The sequence below is a fragment of the Robertmurraya phoenicis genome (assembly GCF_047302285.1).
Classification (GTDB): Bacteria; Bacillota; Bacilli; order Bacillales; family Cytobacillaceae; genus Robertmurraya.
In genome coordinates this window covers 2,217,838-2,234,953 of record NZ_CP154845.1, presented here as the reverse complement: position 1 = coordinate 2,234,953, position 17,116 = coordinate 2,217,838, and the positions used below count along the sequence as shown (strand labels likewise).

Genomic DNA, 17,116 nt, shown 5'->3' with positions numbered 1-17,116 from the left:
CTTAATTTCCTCCTTCTACCGAACGGGTGATTACTTTCTCAATGATACAGGCTTGCTCCATCTTATGAACGTCTGGATCTCCTTCAGCAGGACTTGAACGACGTCTACGTCCAGCATAGCGTACAGCTACATTGCTTTCGGCAATTTCTTTAATACGTGGTTCAACAAATGTCCACGCTCCCATGTTTTTCGGTTCTTCTTGGACCCAAACGATTTCCTTTAGGTTAGGGAACTTCTCGAAAATCTCTCGGAGACTTTCCATTGGGAATGGATAAATTTCTTCCACACTCACAACATGTAACCAGTCTGTATTTTCAGCTGAATCAAGCTGTTCGAGAACATTGACAATCATTTTTCCTGTTCCCAAAATGACACGTTCAACCTTATCGACTTTTTTCCCTAAATCTTTGTGTTCAATAACCGAACGGAATTCCCCTACACTTAGCTCACTTGGGTGGGATGCTACGCCTGGATTTCGAAGCAAGCTCTTTGGTGTCATAATCACAAGAGGTCGAACCTCTTCCCTTTTTAAAACCGCAGCCTGTCTTCTTAAAATATGAAAATATTGTGCAGCAGACGTTAAATTCGCGACTGTCCAGTTATTTTCAGCCGCCAATGTTAAAAATCTTTCCATCCGAGCACTTGAATGCTCTGGTCCTTGCCCTTCATATCCATGCGGCAAAAGAATAACGAGTCCAGATTTTTCGCCCCACTTCGCTCTTCCAGATGAGATGAATTGGTCAAAAATGACTTGTGCAGCATTTGAGAAGTCTCCAAATTGCGCTTCCCATAATACAAGTGTTTCAGGTGCAAACACATTGTAACCATATTCAAAACCTAACACCGAACCTTCTGATAGTGGACTATTGTATACAGCAAACGAAGCATTTGCATCCGATAAACGATGCAATGGAGAGAATTTTTCTCCTGTATTCTGATCATATAAAACGATGTTCCGATGAGCAAATGTGCCCCGTTCAGAATCCTGTCCAGACAAACGAACAGGGGTTCCATCAGCTATGATAGATGAAAAGGCAAGTGTCTCAGCTAATCCCCAATCAACTTTTCCATTATCCTTAAACGCATCAAGACGCCTCTTCAAAATTCTGCTCAATTTACTAAATACTTGGAATTCTTCAGGCCATTGTAAAAGCTCTTCGTTCATTTTTTTAAGCTTTTCTATCGGAACACCTGTAGCAATCTTTGGAATTCCTTTTTCTACTGTAATAGGAGGTTTAGGATCTCCTTCTTTCTCCTTTTTTTCTGGCACTTTGAGATATGCTTCTTGTAACCTTGTAAGTACTACTTGATCGAGCTTTTCTATCTCATTTTGAGAAAGGATGCCTTCACTAAGTAATTTTCGAGCATATAATTCCTTTACAGTTGGATGTTGCTGAATAAGTTGATACATTAATGGATTCGTTGTCATCGGCTCATCCATTTCATTATGACCAAAGCGACGATAACCGACTAAATCAATGAGAACATCTTTTTTAAAGGTTTCTCGATATTCACAAGCAAATTGAGCAGCTGCTAAAACTGCTTCTGGATCATCGGCATTGACATGTAAAATCGGCATTTCATAGCCCTTTGCTAAGTCGCTTGAATATCTCGTTGAACGAGAATCCATTCTTTCCGTCGTAAAACCGATTAAGTTATTGGCGATAAGATGGACCGTTCCACCAGTACGGTATCCTTTTAAGCGACTTAAATTTAATGTTTCAGCCACAATCCCTTGACCTGGGAATGCCGCGTCACCATGAACTAGAATCGCTAATGCTGAGTTCAAATCTTCTTTTGGATATCCTTTGCTCATACGGTCATCCTGAGCAGCACGAGTAAACCCTTCCACAACTGCTCCGACGAATTCGAGATGACTTGGATTATTCGCTAGTGTCACCCTTGCCTTACGTTGATTTGCTTGAGGTAGTTCCCGGTTAAGCCCAAGGTGATATTTTACATCTCCTGTCCAACCAAAATTGATGCCAATGGAACCTTCAGAAGGAACGAGCTCTTTATTCGGTGCATGTTGAAATTCCGCAAAAATCATTTCGTAAGGCTTACCTAAATTATGCGCAAGTACATTTAAGCGCCCTCGATGAGCCATGCCGATATTGATCGTAGATGCGCCGTTTCGAACAGTTTCAGATATAATCTCGTCAATTAACGGAACTAACGTATCCAAACCTTCTATAGAAAAGCGTTTTTGACCGACAAAGGTTTTATGAATAAATTTTTCAAATTCCTCAACCGCTGTTAATCGTTGTAACACTTTTTTCTTTTTATCAGGGGTAAATGTTGGAAGTAGACCCCCACTTTCAATTTTATTACGAATCCACATTTTTTCTTGATTATTATTTACATGGCGAATTTCAAATGCAATTTTCCCAGTATAAACCTTCTTCAAGTACTCAATGGCCTCATAACCATTTTTTAAATGCTTTGGAATATCCGTTGAAATGAAATGGGCTGGTATTTCCTCTAGATCCTTTTTTGTTAGCCCGTAGTAGTCCATTTCAATCAATTCTTTATCAGGTTCTTGATTTTTTAATGGATAAATATCAGCTGCTAAATGGCCATATCCTCTTACCTTGTCAGCAAGGTTTGCTGCCGCCAATATTTTCTCAATAGGTGTCCCAACCTGTGTAACATTAGGAGGAATACTGATTGTTTCTTCCTCTTTCAAAGTTGGTGGTCCATGTTCTGCGAAGTATGCTTTCATTTCCTTGTCCACTGAATCAGGATTTTCTAAAAATGCTTCATACATCTCAATGACATATCCTAAATTCGGCCCGTGAAACCCTTGCCATACTGGTCCTTGACCATCTGATGGCTTCTTCATGTATAATACCTCCAAAATCTATTAAGAAATTGATCAACTTATCCTCTGTTTTTCATTTCGAAAACTCAAATGTTAGAATAATATTATTTTTCAGAGGATATAACGTTTTCAAAGCTATTCTAACACGTTCATGTAAGAACTACAAAGGTTTTAACTGTGTAAATAGTAAAAACTTGATTAGGCAATAACCTATTTTAAGAAAATTTTAACACCTGTTTAAATAATTACATTGATTGGATAAATTTGAGTGTGAATAGGCAAATTATGATAGAACATAAATGGAGGAGATGAACTTTTTCGTGAATATTGGTCGTGCAAGGGAAATAGTAGAAAGTGCTGAAGTTCACAACGTCACCTATGAAGGTGTACCCGTGATCATACAGCATGTTGATGAGGAAACAAAAATGGCGAGAATTTATTCGAAACAGAATCCTGAAAATGAGCAGGATGTGCCTATTTTAAACCTAATTGAAGAGATTTAATTTTCAATTTTTCATTGACTTTATTGAGTGATTGTAGTAAATTTTAGAAAATTAAATCTAATTTCTTATCAAGAGAGGTTGAGGGTCTGGCCCTATGAAACCTCAGCAACCTGCAGAATGATATTGCAAGGTGCTAATTCCGACAAGTTTTTTTTAGATAAAACTTGAAAGATAAGAAGAATGACTAAATACGTTATCAAAAAAGTCTTCTTCTTAAAAGGAGACTTTTTATTTTTTATTTGAGGAGTGTTTACGAATGTATCAACCTGAAACTACTTTAGCTCAAATCGGCAATCGCAGCGAAAAGACAACCGGAACAGTCAATCCCCCTATTTATCTATCAACCGCCTATCGTCATGAAGGAATTGGACAGTCGACGGGCTTTGATTATATCCGTACCGGCAATCCAACAAGACAAATTCTCGAACAAACGATCGCTGAACTCGAGGAAGGTGACGCTGGATTTGCTTGTAGTTCAGGAATGGCAGCTATTTTAACTGTCCTTTCTCTTTTTCAATCAGGAGATGAATGGATTGTTTCAAAGGATTTATATGGTGGAACCTATCGAATTCTTGAAGAAAGCTTTAAAAAATGGGGTTTAAACGTTACATATGTAAACACAAGTGATGTATTCAACATCTCACAAAGTATAACTGAACATACTAAAGCGATCTTTATTGAGACACCTACAAATCCATTAATGGAACAAACCGACATAAATGAAGTAGCAAAGTTGGCACGGGAACATAATCTTTTATTGATTGTCGATAATACTTTCTACACCCCTTACATTCAGAAACCAATTAAAGAAGGTGCAGATATTGTCATCCATAGTGCCACAAAGTATTTAGGGGGGCATAATGATGTTCTCGCTGGACTGATCGTCGTGAAAGGGAAAAGTCTTTGTGAGTCTCTAGCATTCTATCATAATGGCAATGGTGCCGTTCTTAGTCCTTTCGATTCATGGCTATTAATGCGTGGGATGAAAACACTAGCCTTAAGAATGGATAAACATGAACAAAACGCAAAGGAACTTGTCGAGTTTTTATCAGCGCATAACGATATTAAAGATGTTCTTTACCCAGGACGCGGTGGAATGATTTCCTTTAGAGTTCAGAACGAAGCATGGGTCAATCCCCTTTTAAAAAATCTCCAGTTAATTACCTTTGCTGAGAGCCTAGGTGGAGCAGAAAGCTTCATTACATATCCAGCAACCCAAACTCATGCAGATATTCCTGAGGAGGTTCGGATTGAGACTGGCGTTGATAATTGTTTATTACGTTTCTCAGTCGGGATTGAACATGTAAAAGATTTAATCGATGATCTGCAGCAAGCATTAACAAATGCAAAACAGGAGGTAGAATGATGAGCGGTGACTGTTTTTCCTTTGAAACGAGATTACTCCATAACAAATCAAAATTTGATATCTCAACAGGTGCAGTTAGCGTACCCATTCAACATGCTTCCACCTTTCATCAAACCAGCTTTGATACGTATGGAAAATATGATTATGGCAGAAGTTTAAATCCGACTAGGGAAGCACTTGAGGAGCATCTAGCAGAATTAGAAGGTGGTGTCAGAGGGTTTGCCTTTGCTTCTGGAATGGCAGCCATTTCAACAGCATTTCTTCTCTTATCGAAGGGTGATCATGTCGTCATCACCGAAGATGTATATGGGGGCACATACCGTCTGGTCACAGAAGTTCTCTCTAGATTTGGGATTGACTATACTTTCGTAGATATGACTGATTTACATGCGGTACAGAATGCTGTTCAAGCTAACACGAAGGTTTTTTATGTAGAAACACCGTCTAATCCAACCTTAAAAGTGACTGACATATCAGCTATCAGTCAAATAGCGAAGAAATATGGTGCCTATACATTTGTCGACAATACATTTCTCACCCCTGCTTTACAAAAGCCATTAACTTTAGGTGCAGATATTGTACTCCATAGTGCCACCAAATTCCTTTCTGGGCATAGTGATGTCGTCGCAGGCGCAGCTATTGTTAAGGATGAAGAAATAGGGAAACAATTAGCTTTTTTACAGAATTCCTTTGGTGCAATACTTGGTGTTCAAGATTGTTGGCTCGTGATGCGAGGATTAAAGACACTATCTGTTCGATTACAACAATCTGTACTAAGTGCTACAAAGTTAGCAAACTACCTTAGGCATCACCCATTAGTAAAAAAAGTCTATTATCCTGGTCTTGAAGATCACCCGCAATTCGAATTACAGAAAAAGCAAGCGAAAAATGCAGGTGCCGTTCTATCCTTTGAACTTGAATCAGAGGAACTGACAAAGAGCTTTGTCGAAAATGTAAAAATTCCAGTATTTGCTGTTAGTTTAGGAGCAGTTGAATCGATCCTCTCCTACCCTGCCAAAATGTCTCACGGAGCAATGCCGAAATCAGAAAGAGAAAAAAGAGGGATTAGTAATAGTCTCTTACGATTATCCGTTGGCTTGGAAAATCCTGATGATCTCATTGCTGATTTTTCCAATGCCTTAAATCATACCTATTCACCTGTAAAATAGAAGGGAGTATTAAAAAATGAGTTTTCTAGAAAAATTAAAAAAGCAAATCCTCATTGCAGATGGCGCCATGGGGACCCTTCTATATTCTTACGGAACAGATAGCTGTTTTGAAGAAATTAATCTTTCACACCCAGATGAAATCAAAAAAATTCATCAAGCTTATATCAAAGCTGGTTCAGATATGATTCAAACCAATACGTATGCAGCGAATTATTTGAAGTTGCAAAGATATGGCTTAGAAGACTCTGTAAAAGAGATTAATAGTGCTGCTGTGAGAATCGCAAAAGAAGCTGCTCGAGAAGATACTTATGTCATAGGTACAATGGGTGGAAACCGTGGTGTCAATCCGAAAGCGATCTCAATGGAAGAAATTAAAAGAAGTTTTCGTGAACAGCTTTATTGTCTTCTATTAGAAGGTGTAGATGGGATCCTCCTTGAAACCTATTACGATTTGGAGGAACTTGAAACAGTCCTATCGATAGCCAGGAAGGAAACGTCACTTCCGATCATTGCCCAAGTTTCCATCCAAGAGCCAGGGATTATGCAAAATCAAACACATATTAATGAAGCTTTTGTAAGACTAGAAGGATTAGGGGCAAACGTTGTTGGTTTAAATTGTCGCCTCGGTCCTCATCATATGATTAAAAGTTTAGAAGAAGTACAAATTCCGAATACGGCTTTTTTATCTGCTTTTCCTAACGCAAGTCTCCCTACTTATACAGATGGGAAATTTCATTATGAAGGCGATGCTGACTACTTCAAAAATTCCGCAAAAGCATTTCGTGAACAAGGCATCCGACTCCTCGGCGGTTGCTGTGGAACCACCCCTGCTCATATTCGTTCTTTTACAGCGGAATTAAAAGGAGTAACACCGATAACAGAAAAGAAAATAGAAAATAAGAAGCAAGCTACTATTAAAATAGATTTTGCTCCTAGTAAAAGAGATGAAATTCCACTTCAAACGATTGCAATGGAAAGACATTCTGTTATTGTGGAGTTAGACCCACCTAGGAAGCTTAATACCGATAAATTTTTCCAAGGGGCAAGAGCATTAAAGGAGGCAGGGATTGACGCCATTACATTGGCAGATAACTCTCTCGCCTCCCCTCGAATCGAGAATTCAGCTCTAGGCTATTTAACAAAAAAAGAAGTAGGCTTACGGCCATTAGTACATATCACCTGTCGAGACCGCAACATAATCGGACTTCAATCCCATTTAATGGGATTACACACACTAGGATTACATGATATCCTTGCCATTACGGGAGATCCAGCGCGTGTAGGTGACTTTCCAGGGGCATCTTCAGTCTATGATGTCTCTTCCTTTGAACTGATTCAAATGATTAAGCAGTTTAATGAAGGATTATCAACCTCTGGAAAAGACCTTGGACAAAAAGGAGCCTTTTCAGTCGCAGCTGCCTTTAATCCAAATGTACGTTCTGTAGAAAAAGCCGTAGTCCGTATGGAAAAGAAAATCCAATATGGAGCAGATTATTTCATTACCCAACCTATTTATTCAGAGGAAAAATTACTTGAAGTTCATGAAGCAACAAAGCATTTAGATACACCGATTTACATTGGTTTCATGCCTCTTACAAGTAGCAAAAACACTGAGTTTCTCCATAATGAAGTACCAGGGATTAAAATATCCCAAACGATTCGCGATCAAATGGCTTCACTACAAAACGATCCGATCCAATCTGCCCGAGAAGGTATCGCGATTACGAAGAACCTAATCGATGCAGCTGCTGAGTTATTTAATGGAATTTATTTGATCACCCCATTTCTGCGCTATGAATTAACAGTTGAGCTTGCTCGCTATGCAAATGAATGTAGCAACAGGATTACGAGGAGGAAGCAAGATGTCAAAAGCATTACTAACTGAAAAATTAACTAAAAAGATTCTCATCATGGACGGTGCGATGGGAACGATGCTTCAGCAGGCAAACTTAACTGCAGAGGATTTTGGCGGTGAGGAATTCGAAGGCTGTAATGAAATATTAAATCTTACCCGTCCTGATGTTATTAAATCCATCCATCTACAATATTTACAGGCAGGCGCAGATATTATTGAGACAAATACTTTCGGTGCAACGGAAATCGTGCTAGATGAGTACGATATCGGACAAAAAGCTTATGAACTTAATAAAAATGCCGCCCTCATTGCAAAAAAAGCAGCTGACCAGATGTCTACACTAGACTGGCCTCGATTTGTTGCAGGATCAATGGGACCCACTACCAAGACACTATCTGTTACTGGTGGCACTTCCTTTGAGAAACTCCAACAGTCGTATGAAGAGCAAGCACTTGGTTTAATTGACGGCGGTGTTGACCTCCTCCTTCTCGAGACAAGTCAAGATCTCTTAAATGTAAAGGCTGGTTTTCTAGGGATCGAAGAAGCTTTTAAAAAAAGAGAAATCGAACTGCCTATTATTCTATCTGGAACGATAGAGCCAATGGGTACAACTTTGGCTGGACAGTCTATTGAAGCGTTTTATATCTCCGTTGAACATATGAAACCTCTAGCAGTTGGCTTAAATTGCGCTACTGGTCCAGAATTTATGCAGGACCATATTCGTTCCCTATCTCAACTGTCGACAGCAGCCGTTAGTTGCTATCCAAATGCCGGACTACCAGATGAAGATGGAAACTATCACGAAACTCCTGAATCGTTAGCGAAAAAGTTAGGTGGCTTTGCAGCAGAAGGATGGCTCAATATTGTCGGTGGCTGTTGTGGGACAACACCAGAACATATTAGAGCCATTGCTGAAGAAATGAAGCAATATCTACCAAGGAAACCTACCATTCAAGACCATCATATGGTATCAGGAATAGAACCTTTTATCTATGATGATCCTACCCTCCGTCCAATTATGGTCGGCGAAAGAACAAATGTCATTGGCTCACGGAAATTTAAACGCCTTATTTCAGAGGGGAAGTTTGAAGAAGCAGCAGAAATTGCTCGAGCCCAAGTAAAGGGTGGAGCCCATGTCATTGATATTTGCTTAGCCGATCCTGACCGTGATGAACTTGAGGATATGGAAAACTTTTTAAAAGAAGTAACGAAAAAGATTAAAGCACCACTCGTCATTGACTCAACCGATGAAAAAGTAATAGAAAAGGCCCTTTCCTTTTCACAAGGTAAAGCGATTATCAATTCAATTAATTTAGAGGATGGCGAAGAAAGGTTTGCGTCAATCTCCCGCCTTATTCATCGTTTTGGTGCAGCAGTTGTTGTTGGGACAATTGATGAAAAAGGGATGGGCGTCACAGCCGAAAGAAAACTTGAAATTGCGAGACGATCTTATGATCTCCTCGTTCATAAATACAATATTCCACCACAGGACATCATTTTTGACCCATTAGTGTTTCCGATAGGTACTGGTGATGAACAGTATATTGGCTCTGCTAAAGCAACGGTTGACGGGATAAGGATGATTAAAAAAGAATTCCCAAGAACGTTAACAATATTAGGAATAAGCAATGTTTCTTTCGGTTTACCTCCTGTCGGTCGAGAAATCTTAAATTCCGTTTTCCTTTATCATTGCACACTGGCAGGTCTTGATTATGCGATCGTCAATACCGAAAAGCTGGAACGATTTGCTTCCATATCAAAGGAAGAAGTAGCAATGGCGGAAAAGCTTTTATTCGATACAACAAAAGATTCCTTAGCCACTTTCACCGAATTCTATCGTGATAAGAAAAAAGAAACGAGAAGCTCCATTCCTGATATGACTCTTGAGGAAAGATTAGCTTATTATGTGATTGAAGGTACAAAAGAAGGTTTAATAAAGGATTTAGATGTTGCCTTGAACGCCTTCCCTTCCCCACTGGAGATTATCAATGGCCCCTTAATGGAAGGGATGAAGGAAGTTGGTCGCCTTTTCAATAACAATGAGTTAATCGTTGCCGAGGTATTGCAAAGTGCTGAGGTCATGAAAGCAGCTGTATCTCACTTAGAGCCTTATATGGAGAAAAATGATACAAGCTCGAATAAAGGCAAGATTATTTTAGCGACCGTTAAAGGAGATGTCCATGATATCGGGAAAAACTTAGTGGACATTATTTTAAGTAATAACGGTTACGATGTCATAGATCTTGGAATTAAAGTAGCTCCTACCACATTGATTGAAGCAGTTAAAAAGGAAAAGCCTGATATGGTAGGATTATCTGGACTGCTCGTAAAGTCTGCCCAACAAATGGTCATAACAGCCCATGACCTGAAGCAAGCAGGGATTGATATTCCGATTTTAGTAGGCGGAGCTGCTCTTTCGAGAAAGTTTACTGATACAAAGATCTCTAAAGAATATGATGGTCTTGTTCTTTATGCAAAGGATGCAATGAATGGTTTAGCGCTTGCCAATCAAATACAGAATCAAGAAGAAAAACAAATCCTTATAAACGAAAAAGAAGAGAAGTTAAAAGAGGCTGTTTCCATTGCTTATGAACGTCCTGTAACGACAGCAGTACTCGAAAAACCAAAAGTTTCGACAACCGTTCCAGTTTATGTTCCACGAGACTTGAAGAGACATATTTTAAAGTCCTATTCATTAGATCATCTTGAACCTTATATCAATAGACAAATGCTAATTGGACATCACCTTGGGGTAAAAGGAAAAATTGAAAAACTTTTAGCAGCAAAAGATGAAAAAGCACATAAAGTAAATGATACGGTTAATCAATTACTCATGGAAGCGAAAGAGTACGAATGGATCAAACCTGCTGCAGTCTATCAATTTTTTCCTGCTCAGTCTGATGAAAATAGGATCTATATATACGACCCTAATGATCATTCAAAAATCATTGAGACATTTGAATTTCCTCGTCAACATAAGGGGTCTTACCTATGTCTTGCGGATTACATCAAATCAGTAAACTCTGGTGAAGTCGATTATGTTGGATTTTTTGCCGTAACGGCTGGAAGAGGAATTCGTGAACAAGCAGAAAAACTTAAAACGGCTGGGAGATTTTTAGAGTCCCACGCCCTACAGGCTCTTGCTCTAGAATCGGCTGAAGGATTTGCTGAATTAATCCATCGTCAAATGAGAGATGCGTGGGGATTCCCAGATCCGGCGAACATGACGATGCAAGAACGTTTTACGGCAAAATATCAAGGGCAGCGTTTCTCATTTGGTTATCCAGCTTGTCCTGATTTAGAGGATCAAAGTAAACTATTCAAGCTCATTCAACCTACGGATATTGGAATCCAGCTAACAGAAGGGTTTATGATGGAGCCAGAGGCATCTGTTACGGCAATCGTATTTGCCCATCCGGAGGCTAGGTATTTCAATGTACTATGAGCTAGCTGAATGCAATAGAGTAGGCGCATGAAAATTTCATGCGCCTCTCACAGATCCGTACGTGCGGGTCATCGCATACGGCTCCTCCATGTTATTCCCCTTGGGAATGCAGTTCTTTATGAATATCGACAAGAAAAACTAGCTTTTGTTCACGAAACCATTCAATTGGCAAAGCCGTGTGTACCGGTGTCGACTTTGAACTCCTCCATCGATTCATTCTCAATCGAGGAAGTTCTCCCTTCCACTTCTTTCTCCGTAATTCTTTATGGAACTTTTTTATTTTCTTCCAACTTCTTAACTGAATCATTCTAAGCCTTCGTCTAATCCACATGTCGAGTTCTCTAAAGACTTTTGAAGAAAATCCAATCCCAAAATACCTACCCCATCCTCTAATGACGGGGTTCACCTTATGTTTGATAAATTCTTCCATATTTATGGTTAGATTTTTTTCTGGTTATTTTCCTTATTTTATCTTTAAATTTCTTGATGGATTTCTCTGAAGGTTTATGCCAATAGCCGTTACTAAAGGAATAGCCTAGAAACGTAAACTCTTCCTTCGTATTGTCCACAATTTTCGTTTTCTCTGGGTGTACGACCAATCCTAACTCTTTCTCTAAAAGTTTCTTAACGGATTTTAAGACTCTTTCTGCCCCTTTTCTTGACCTGCAACAGATGACAAAGTCATCCGCATATCGAGTCAAGCGATGTCCACGTGCTGTCAATAACTCGTCTAATGGATGTAAATAAATATTAGCCAGTAGTGGACTAATCACGCCTCCCTGCGGGCTCCCATGCGCACTTTCATGCACAACTCCATTCTCTAAAACTCCGGATTTGAGGAATTGAAGCAGAAGGGACAATACGCTACTATCTACTACCTCTTCCTTTACGAGTTCTATTAGTTTCTCATGTGGGATGGAATCAAAGTATGTCTTAATATCAGCGTCAATGACGAACGTATATCCATCCATTAAATCCTTTCGGATGTTCTCAATCGCCATATGGGCACTGCGATTTGGTCGAAAACCATAACTACAATCGAGGAACTTCTCTTCAAAGATAGGTTCTAGGCTTCGTTTTACTGCGGCCTGTACGATTCGGTCTTGTACGGTCGGGATTCCTAATGGTCTCTGTGTTCCATCCGTCTTTGGGATGTAGACTCTTCTTACTGGTCTCGTTCGGTAGGTTTTATCCTTTAAAGATTGTTGGAGCACTCTTAAGTTGTGTTCCAGCTCTCTTTCATAGTCTTTAATGGATACTTTGTCTACTCCATGAGTTCCACGGTTTTTCTTTACCTCTTCAAAAGCGAACTCAAGGTTCTTGATAGACCAGATTTTATCAATGAGGCTATACCATTTCTTTTTCTTGTCTTTCTTCTCTCCTGCACGCAAGTTCTGCGGTCTTTTAGATTCATTCATGTATTCGTATCTTCCTATCCTTCCTTACCCATCTGAATAGACAATCGTCACTGGATGGTCATTAAGTTAGTACTCCGCCCTAAACAACCTACTTTCTATTCGGTCCCGAATCTACGGCTATCTGCCTCATCGGTATTCTGTTTAGTACACACTGAGTCTATAAGGACTTTCCTTCTCTTTCATGGACAGACGGGCTTCGCACAAATCATTGCCTTTTGGGTCAATGTTTGCCTTATCAACTCGTGACAAGTCACTTACCTTTGTGGCCTTTCCGGTAAGCTTATTCACTACTATCCCCTGCTCTGACTTCTCACCTTCCTTCACACACTTCTTGTCCATTCGGGTTTTGAACGATGCTTACCACTTTGTAGTGGAGAAGATGAGACCTCCTTGGGTCACGTCATTTCTCTTTCATTCGACTCCAGTCCTCATAACTTGTAGGATTTATTTCTTTTGTGGTATTGGTTTGCCCCATCTTTCGCAAGGTTCTCCAATCCTACCAGCCAACACGGTGAATGCCACCTGTTCCGAATTTTGCCTTTGGTCCCTCCGCACGAAACCTCACGATACTCGCACTGTCCATCAGCTAACATTTCCGCCACAACGGCATGTAAGGGATTTACACCCTCTAGAGAAAAGCGCTGCCAAGCGCACAAAAGCCAGAGATACTTACTGATTCTCTGGCTTTCGCTTTATTCACTATTTGGCAGTAATATTCTTCCGTTGTACCCTTACCAACACACTTTTGAGTTCGCTGTTTTCGTAATGATTGTGGTTTTTTCGTAAATGGGGTTTTAGAACACACATTATTTTTGCGCGGCACTTTTCGCTTACTTGATACTAATTTAACGAGTAATAATAGGGCTTTATTCTCCTATCTATGACTAAATAGCAACAATGTTTGTGAAAAGAGCCTTTGAGTTTAATCCGAGTGGTGACAGGCACCCGTTAAATCTAACCCAAATAATCTCTTAAAATTCCCTCTCTAGAAATCGTTCATATGGGATTTCATGTATCGTCGGATAGATCGCATCAGTATATTGAATTAGTTCTCCTTCCTCACCGACACCTGATAAGACAGCAATCCCTTTGTGGCAATGGCGGGCAAACTGCATATCAATGATTGAATCTCCGATGAAAAGGATTTGATCGCGTGGGATCTTGATCACAGCAGAAAAGGCTTCGATTGCTTCCACAGCTGGTTTTGCCTCATAGCGGTCGCCAGTCGCAATAAACTCAACTAGCTCTTCAACTTCTAACTGCTTAAGGGCGAACAGCGTCGAATCATAGTCATCCGCCGTCACAATTCCGATTCGAATATCTGCTTGCTTTAAACGAGCAAACAATTTTTTTACATCTCCAATGGCTTTAATTGCCTTATTGTTTTCAATTGTGTATTGATAAAAATACTCCCGGACAAAGCGAAGTGTATCCTGATTGCTATTTTTTAATGATTGTTTTAATACTTCAGCAATATCAAAAGACGTTCCTGAAGCAATTGCAGTACAATCCTTCACTTTTTCCTCGTCAACTCCAAGTCTTTTCAATAATTCCTCGTCACCGATATTCTCTTTTACCTCAAACTTCTCGCGAAAGTACGGAATCATTGCCCGTGTTGCATCTGGCCAAATCGAATTGTATTCGATCAAAGTACCATCTTTATCAAAAAGTATTGCTTTTTTTTCGATTCCATTCATCCAGCGCGTCTCCCCAAGTTCGTAATGATGTTTGTTTTTTCCCCCAATAAAAGGGATTTGATGTCCCAATAAAGCGATCCTCAGTATCACGGACATCGACTCTGATCCAATGATAGCTTCCGTCTTCAAACTGATATTCATAGCTTGCTTCGTTACTTTCATCAACTTTTACAATTTCTCCATCGACGACCCATTGAATTTTTGCAGGAGCTACTCGTTCCAATATTACATCGAAGACACCAGTTCCCTTCAAAAGCGTATCTCCTGGCAGCAGCTCTTCTCCACTTACTTTAATATCAATAAATCCATCTCGGCTTAGTACGGCATGCCCTGCTTGGATTCCTGCCTTTAAAGCTTCTGCTGTTAAACCGTCCGCATAAATATATGTACCCGGGTCACCGATCAGCGAAGGCTCTGTTGCTTCTGGATACTTCTCTTCAGGCAATAAATGACTATCAGAACCGCCGATACCAGTGATATGGTAGCCATCATTCAATAAGACTGACCAAAAAGTTAATGCTTTTTCTGTCGCTACACGATTCTCTGAATAGGTTGGATCATTGCAAAGCTCTAATGAAGTGACCATGTCCAATTTCGTTTCGCGCATTAACCATGCCCATGGCGACAAAAACGGATGATTGATAGAGAATAATCCATTGTCCAAGTTGCATTCAATAATTCTATTAACCCCTTCTTCAGAGTACATATCTGCTAAACAACAATTTCGAAAGATTGGTTTTTCAGCAAATAAAAAATTCCCGTGGCCGCCAGGTGCAGTCAATTCGGTCCCTGGAAATGGCAGTACATCCTCTTCGTTTGGCCAATAATGGGTAACTAGATTATGATCGGTTGCCACGAAGAAATCCAATTTTTGATTTTTCGCACTCTCTAAATTCCGTTCTCTTGTCATCTCCCCATCACTATAATGGGTATGGGTATGGAAATCGCCTTTATACCATTTTTTGGCCGTGTGAATTAACTCCAGCGGCACATAAATATCGCGCTGATTTTCCAGATAATCGCGAGATACTTCCCCCCGCTCACGCAACTCATAATTTACTTCTAATTCAATGGTTTCAGCCGCATCAGGGAAAAACTCAAATTCGACTTCCCAAGAACCCGGCATAATCATTCCTGGAACCGATGTTGCGGAATTAAATGTCTCTTCACTCCCGATGCAGATCGTCTCCATTGGTTTTTTCATCGTTTGCAACGCTTGTCCACGCACTTCATTTTGATGATAAACATTACATGTAAACCACCTGATCTTATCTCCCTGAAAAGTAATCACTAGCTGTTCATATCGTTTATCGACTTCAAAGCTCATTCTATGAATCACATGTTCTTTCAATCTATTTTTATCGATAGATTGATCTAATTTAACAGCAAATGGTTTGATCGGGATGATAATAGAACTTTTCATTCAATATTCCCTCCTATTTGAATGAAGGAGAGATAGGTAAATCTCTCCTTATGAATCTCTCTTATTTATTGACTTCATCTAATGCTTTTTGTGCGACCTCTTGTGCTTCATCTAACGCCTCTTTAGCAGGAACATTTTGTAATTCCACTTTATCTGCAGCAATCGTTAAGGCATCCGTAATTTTGCCACCAGTTGGATCAATAAAGCTAGGTGAAGCATGCAAGGCTTGCTTATAAGGAATGCCTGCATAAGGATTTTCTTCAACATGATTCTTATACTCTGCTACTTCCATCGTTGATTCACGGACAGGGATATAACCGATTTTCATCGACCATTGTGCTTGAACTTCAGGACTTGTAAAATATTGCATCCATTTAAATGCTGCATCTTTTTCGGCTTGTTCTTTCGCTTTTGGGATTAGCATACTTAATGCGCCAGCCATCGGTTTTCCTATATTACCATTCAGACCTGGCTGCTCTCTTGCATCAATAAAGGAGAAATCTAAGTCTCCGCGGTCACCAGAAGAACCTGTATAGCCGCCAGCATTTCCATTCATGACTTGGTCAATTGTTTTGTACCAATACTCCCAACCTTGACCGCCAGAAATAAGCCCCATCGTTTTCTCTTCATGAATATTTTTACGGGCAAATTCCCATGCCTCAACCCATTCAGGAGAATTAATTACTACTTCTTTGCCATCTTTACTTACTATTTGACCACCATTGCTTAAGGCTATATCGACTAAATTTCCAGAACCCCACATAATCATATGACCAAATTCAGCCTCTGATTTTTCTTGTATTGCTTTTGAACTTTCGGCTAATTTTTCCCATGAAACGAAAGCGTCATCAGGATTTACACCAGCTGCTTCAAACACATTTTTATTAAAATACATGATTTGTGTTGTCCCATAAGCTGGAAGAGCATACGTGTTTCCATCAACGATATTTGGTTCAGTAAAGACTGGAAGCAAATCTTCTTTATTAAAATCTGTAGCATCCATATACTCATCTAATGATTGTAAAATTCCTTCTTCCCCGCCATATGCATTGGCAATCCCTACATCAGCAATAAACACAGCCGGGGCTTTTTTCGCCGCTATAGCTGCTTGAACTTTCTGCCATGTTTCACTGTAATCGGCCTGCTGTACACCTTTGACAACGACTTCTTCCTGGGAAGCGTTAAAATCAGCAATAATCGATTCCATCGTTTCTCCAGCCACAGATCCTAATCCATACCAAAATTCAATTTCTACTGCTTTGCCACTGCCAGCTCCCGCCTGCTTATCTTCGGACGATGCAGAATTACTTGAACCGTCGCTTGCACAAGCAGCTAATAAAGAAAGCAAAAGCATGATAATCATGAACGATTTTAATTTTTTCATAGAATTTCACTTCTCCTTTTTTAAATTGAATAATT

Annotated in this window: 11 protein-coding genes, 1 pseudogene and 1 riboswitch; of the genes and pseudogenes, 5 read left to right on the top strand and 7 right to left on the bottom strand. The window is 39.8% G+C overall.

Annotated features, from left to right (window positions below):
• Position 1: 1 nt before the first annotated feature.
• Positions 2-2,842 (bottom strand): 2-oxoglutarate dehydrogenase E1 component, encoded by a 2,841-nt coding sequence (locus AA0X71_RS11065; protein ID WP_413362071.1) that lies wholly within the window; start codon positions 2,840-2,842, stop codon positions 2-4.
• 299 nt (positions 2,843-3,141) lie between these two features.
• On the opposite strand from AA0X71_RS11065, the gene AA0X71_RS11060 reads away from it, so the two are divergent.
• From AA0X71_RS11060 to metH, 5 genes are all read left to right on the top strand, one after another.
• The gene (locus AA0X71_RS11060; RefSeq protein WP_413362069.1) at positions 3,142-3,324 is read left to right on the top strand and encodes an H-type small acid-soluble spore protein; all 183 of its coding nucleotides are present in this window, start codon (positions 3,142-3,144) and stop codon (positions 3,322-3,324) included.
• Between the two features lie 62 nt (positions 3,325-3,386).
• Positions 3,387-3,502: riboswitch (SAM riboswitch) on the top strand.
• A 78-nt stretch (positions 3,503-3,580) separates the two neighbouring features.
• Positions 3,581-4,690 (top strand): methionine biosynthesis PLP-dependent protein, encoded by a 1,110-nt coding sequence (locus AA0X71_RS11055; protein ID WP_413362067.1) that lies wholly within the window; start codon positions 3,581-3,583, stop codon positions 4,688-4,690.
• A complete protein-coding gene (gene metC / locus AA0X71_RS11050) occupies positions 4,690-5,859 on the top strand; it encodes a cystathionine beta-lyase (protein ID WP_413362065.1) in 1,170 nt (389 codons plus the stop codon). Before AA0X71_RS11055 ends, metC begins: the two co-directional genes overlap by 1 nt.
• A gap of 16 nt (positions 5,860-5,875) precedes the next feature.
• Positions 5,876-7,744, top strand: a complete 1,869-nt coding sequence (locus tag AA0X71_RS11045) for a bifunctional homocysteine S-methyltransferase/methylenetetrahydrofolate reductase (protein ID WP_413362063.1) — start codon at positions 5,876-5,878, stop codon at positions 7,742-7,744.
• Positions 7,722-11,159, top strand: coding sequence for a methionine synthase (metH, locus tag AA0X71_RS11040; RefSeq protein WP_413362061.1), 3,438 nt, complete (start codon positions 7,722-7,724; stop codon positions 11,157-11,159). Before AA0X71_RS11045 ends, metH begins: the two co-directional genes overlap by 23 nt.
• 91 nt (positions 11,160-11,250) lie before the next feature.
• On the opposite strand, the gene AA0X71_RS11035 is transcribed toward metH, so the two are convergent.
• From AA0X71_RS11035 to AA0X71_RS11010, 6 genes and pseudogenes are all read right to left on the bottom strand, one after another.
• The gene (locus AA0X71_RS11035) at positions 11,251-11,466 is read right to left on the bottom strand and encodes a hypothetical protein (protein ID WP_413362740.1); all 216 of its coding nucleotides are present in this window, start codon (positions 11,464-11,466) and stop codon (positions 11,251-11,253) included.
• Between the two features lie 3 nt (positions 11,467-11,469).
• A pseudogene (locus tag AA0X71_RS11030) lies at positions 11,470-11,589 on the bottom strand (group II intron maturase-specific domain-containing protein); the annotation flags it as partial.
• Entirely contained in the window at positions 11,567-12,577 is a 1,011-nt protein-coding gene (gene ltrA / locus AA0X71_RS11025) for a group II intron reverse transcriptase/maturase (RefSeq protein WP_413362059.1), read from the bottom strand. The gene ltrA and the pseudogene AA0X71_RS11030, both read right to left, overlap by 23 nt.
• 971 nt (positions 12,578-13,548) lie before the next feature.
• Complete coding sequence (locus AA0X71_RS11020) at positions 13,549-14,274, bottom strand: HAD family hydrolase (RefSeq protein ID WP_413362057.1); 726 nt, start codon at positions 14,272-14,274, stop codon at positions 13,549-13,551.
• The gene (locus AA0X71_RS11015) at positions 14,240-15,697 is read right to left on the bottom strand and encodes a CehA/McbA family metallohydrolase (protein WP_413362055.1); all 1,458 of its coding nucleotides are present in this window, start codon (positions 15,695-15,697) and stop codon (positions 14,240-14,242) included. Before AA0X71_RS11015 ends, AA0X71_RS11020 begins: the two co-directional genes overlap by 35 nt.
• A gap of 61 nt (positions 15,698-15,758) precedes the next feature.
• Entirely contained in the window at positions 15,759-17,081 is a 1,323-nt protein-coding gene (locus AA0X71_RS11010; protein WP_413362053.1) for an extracellular solute-binding protein, read from the bottom strand.
• Positions 17,082-17,116: the final 35 nt, after the last annotated feature.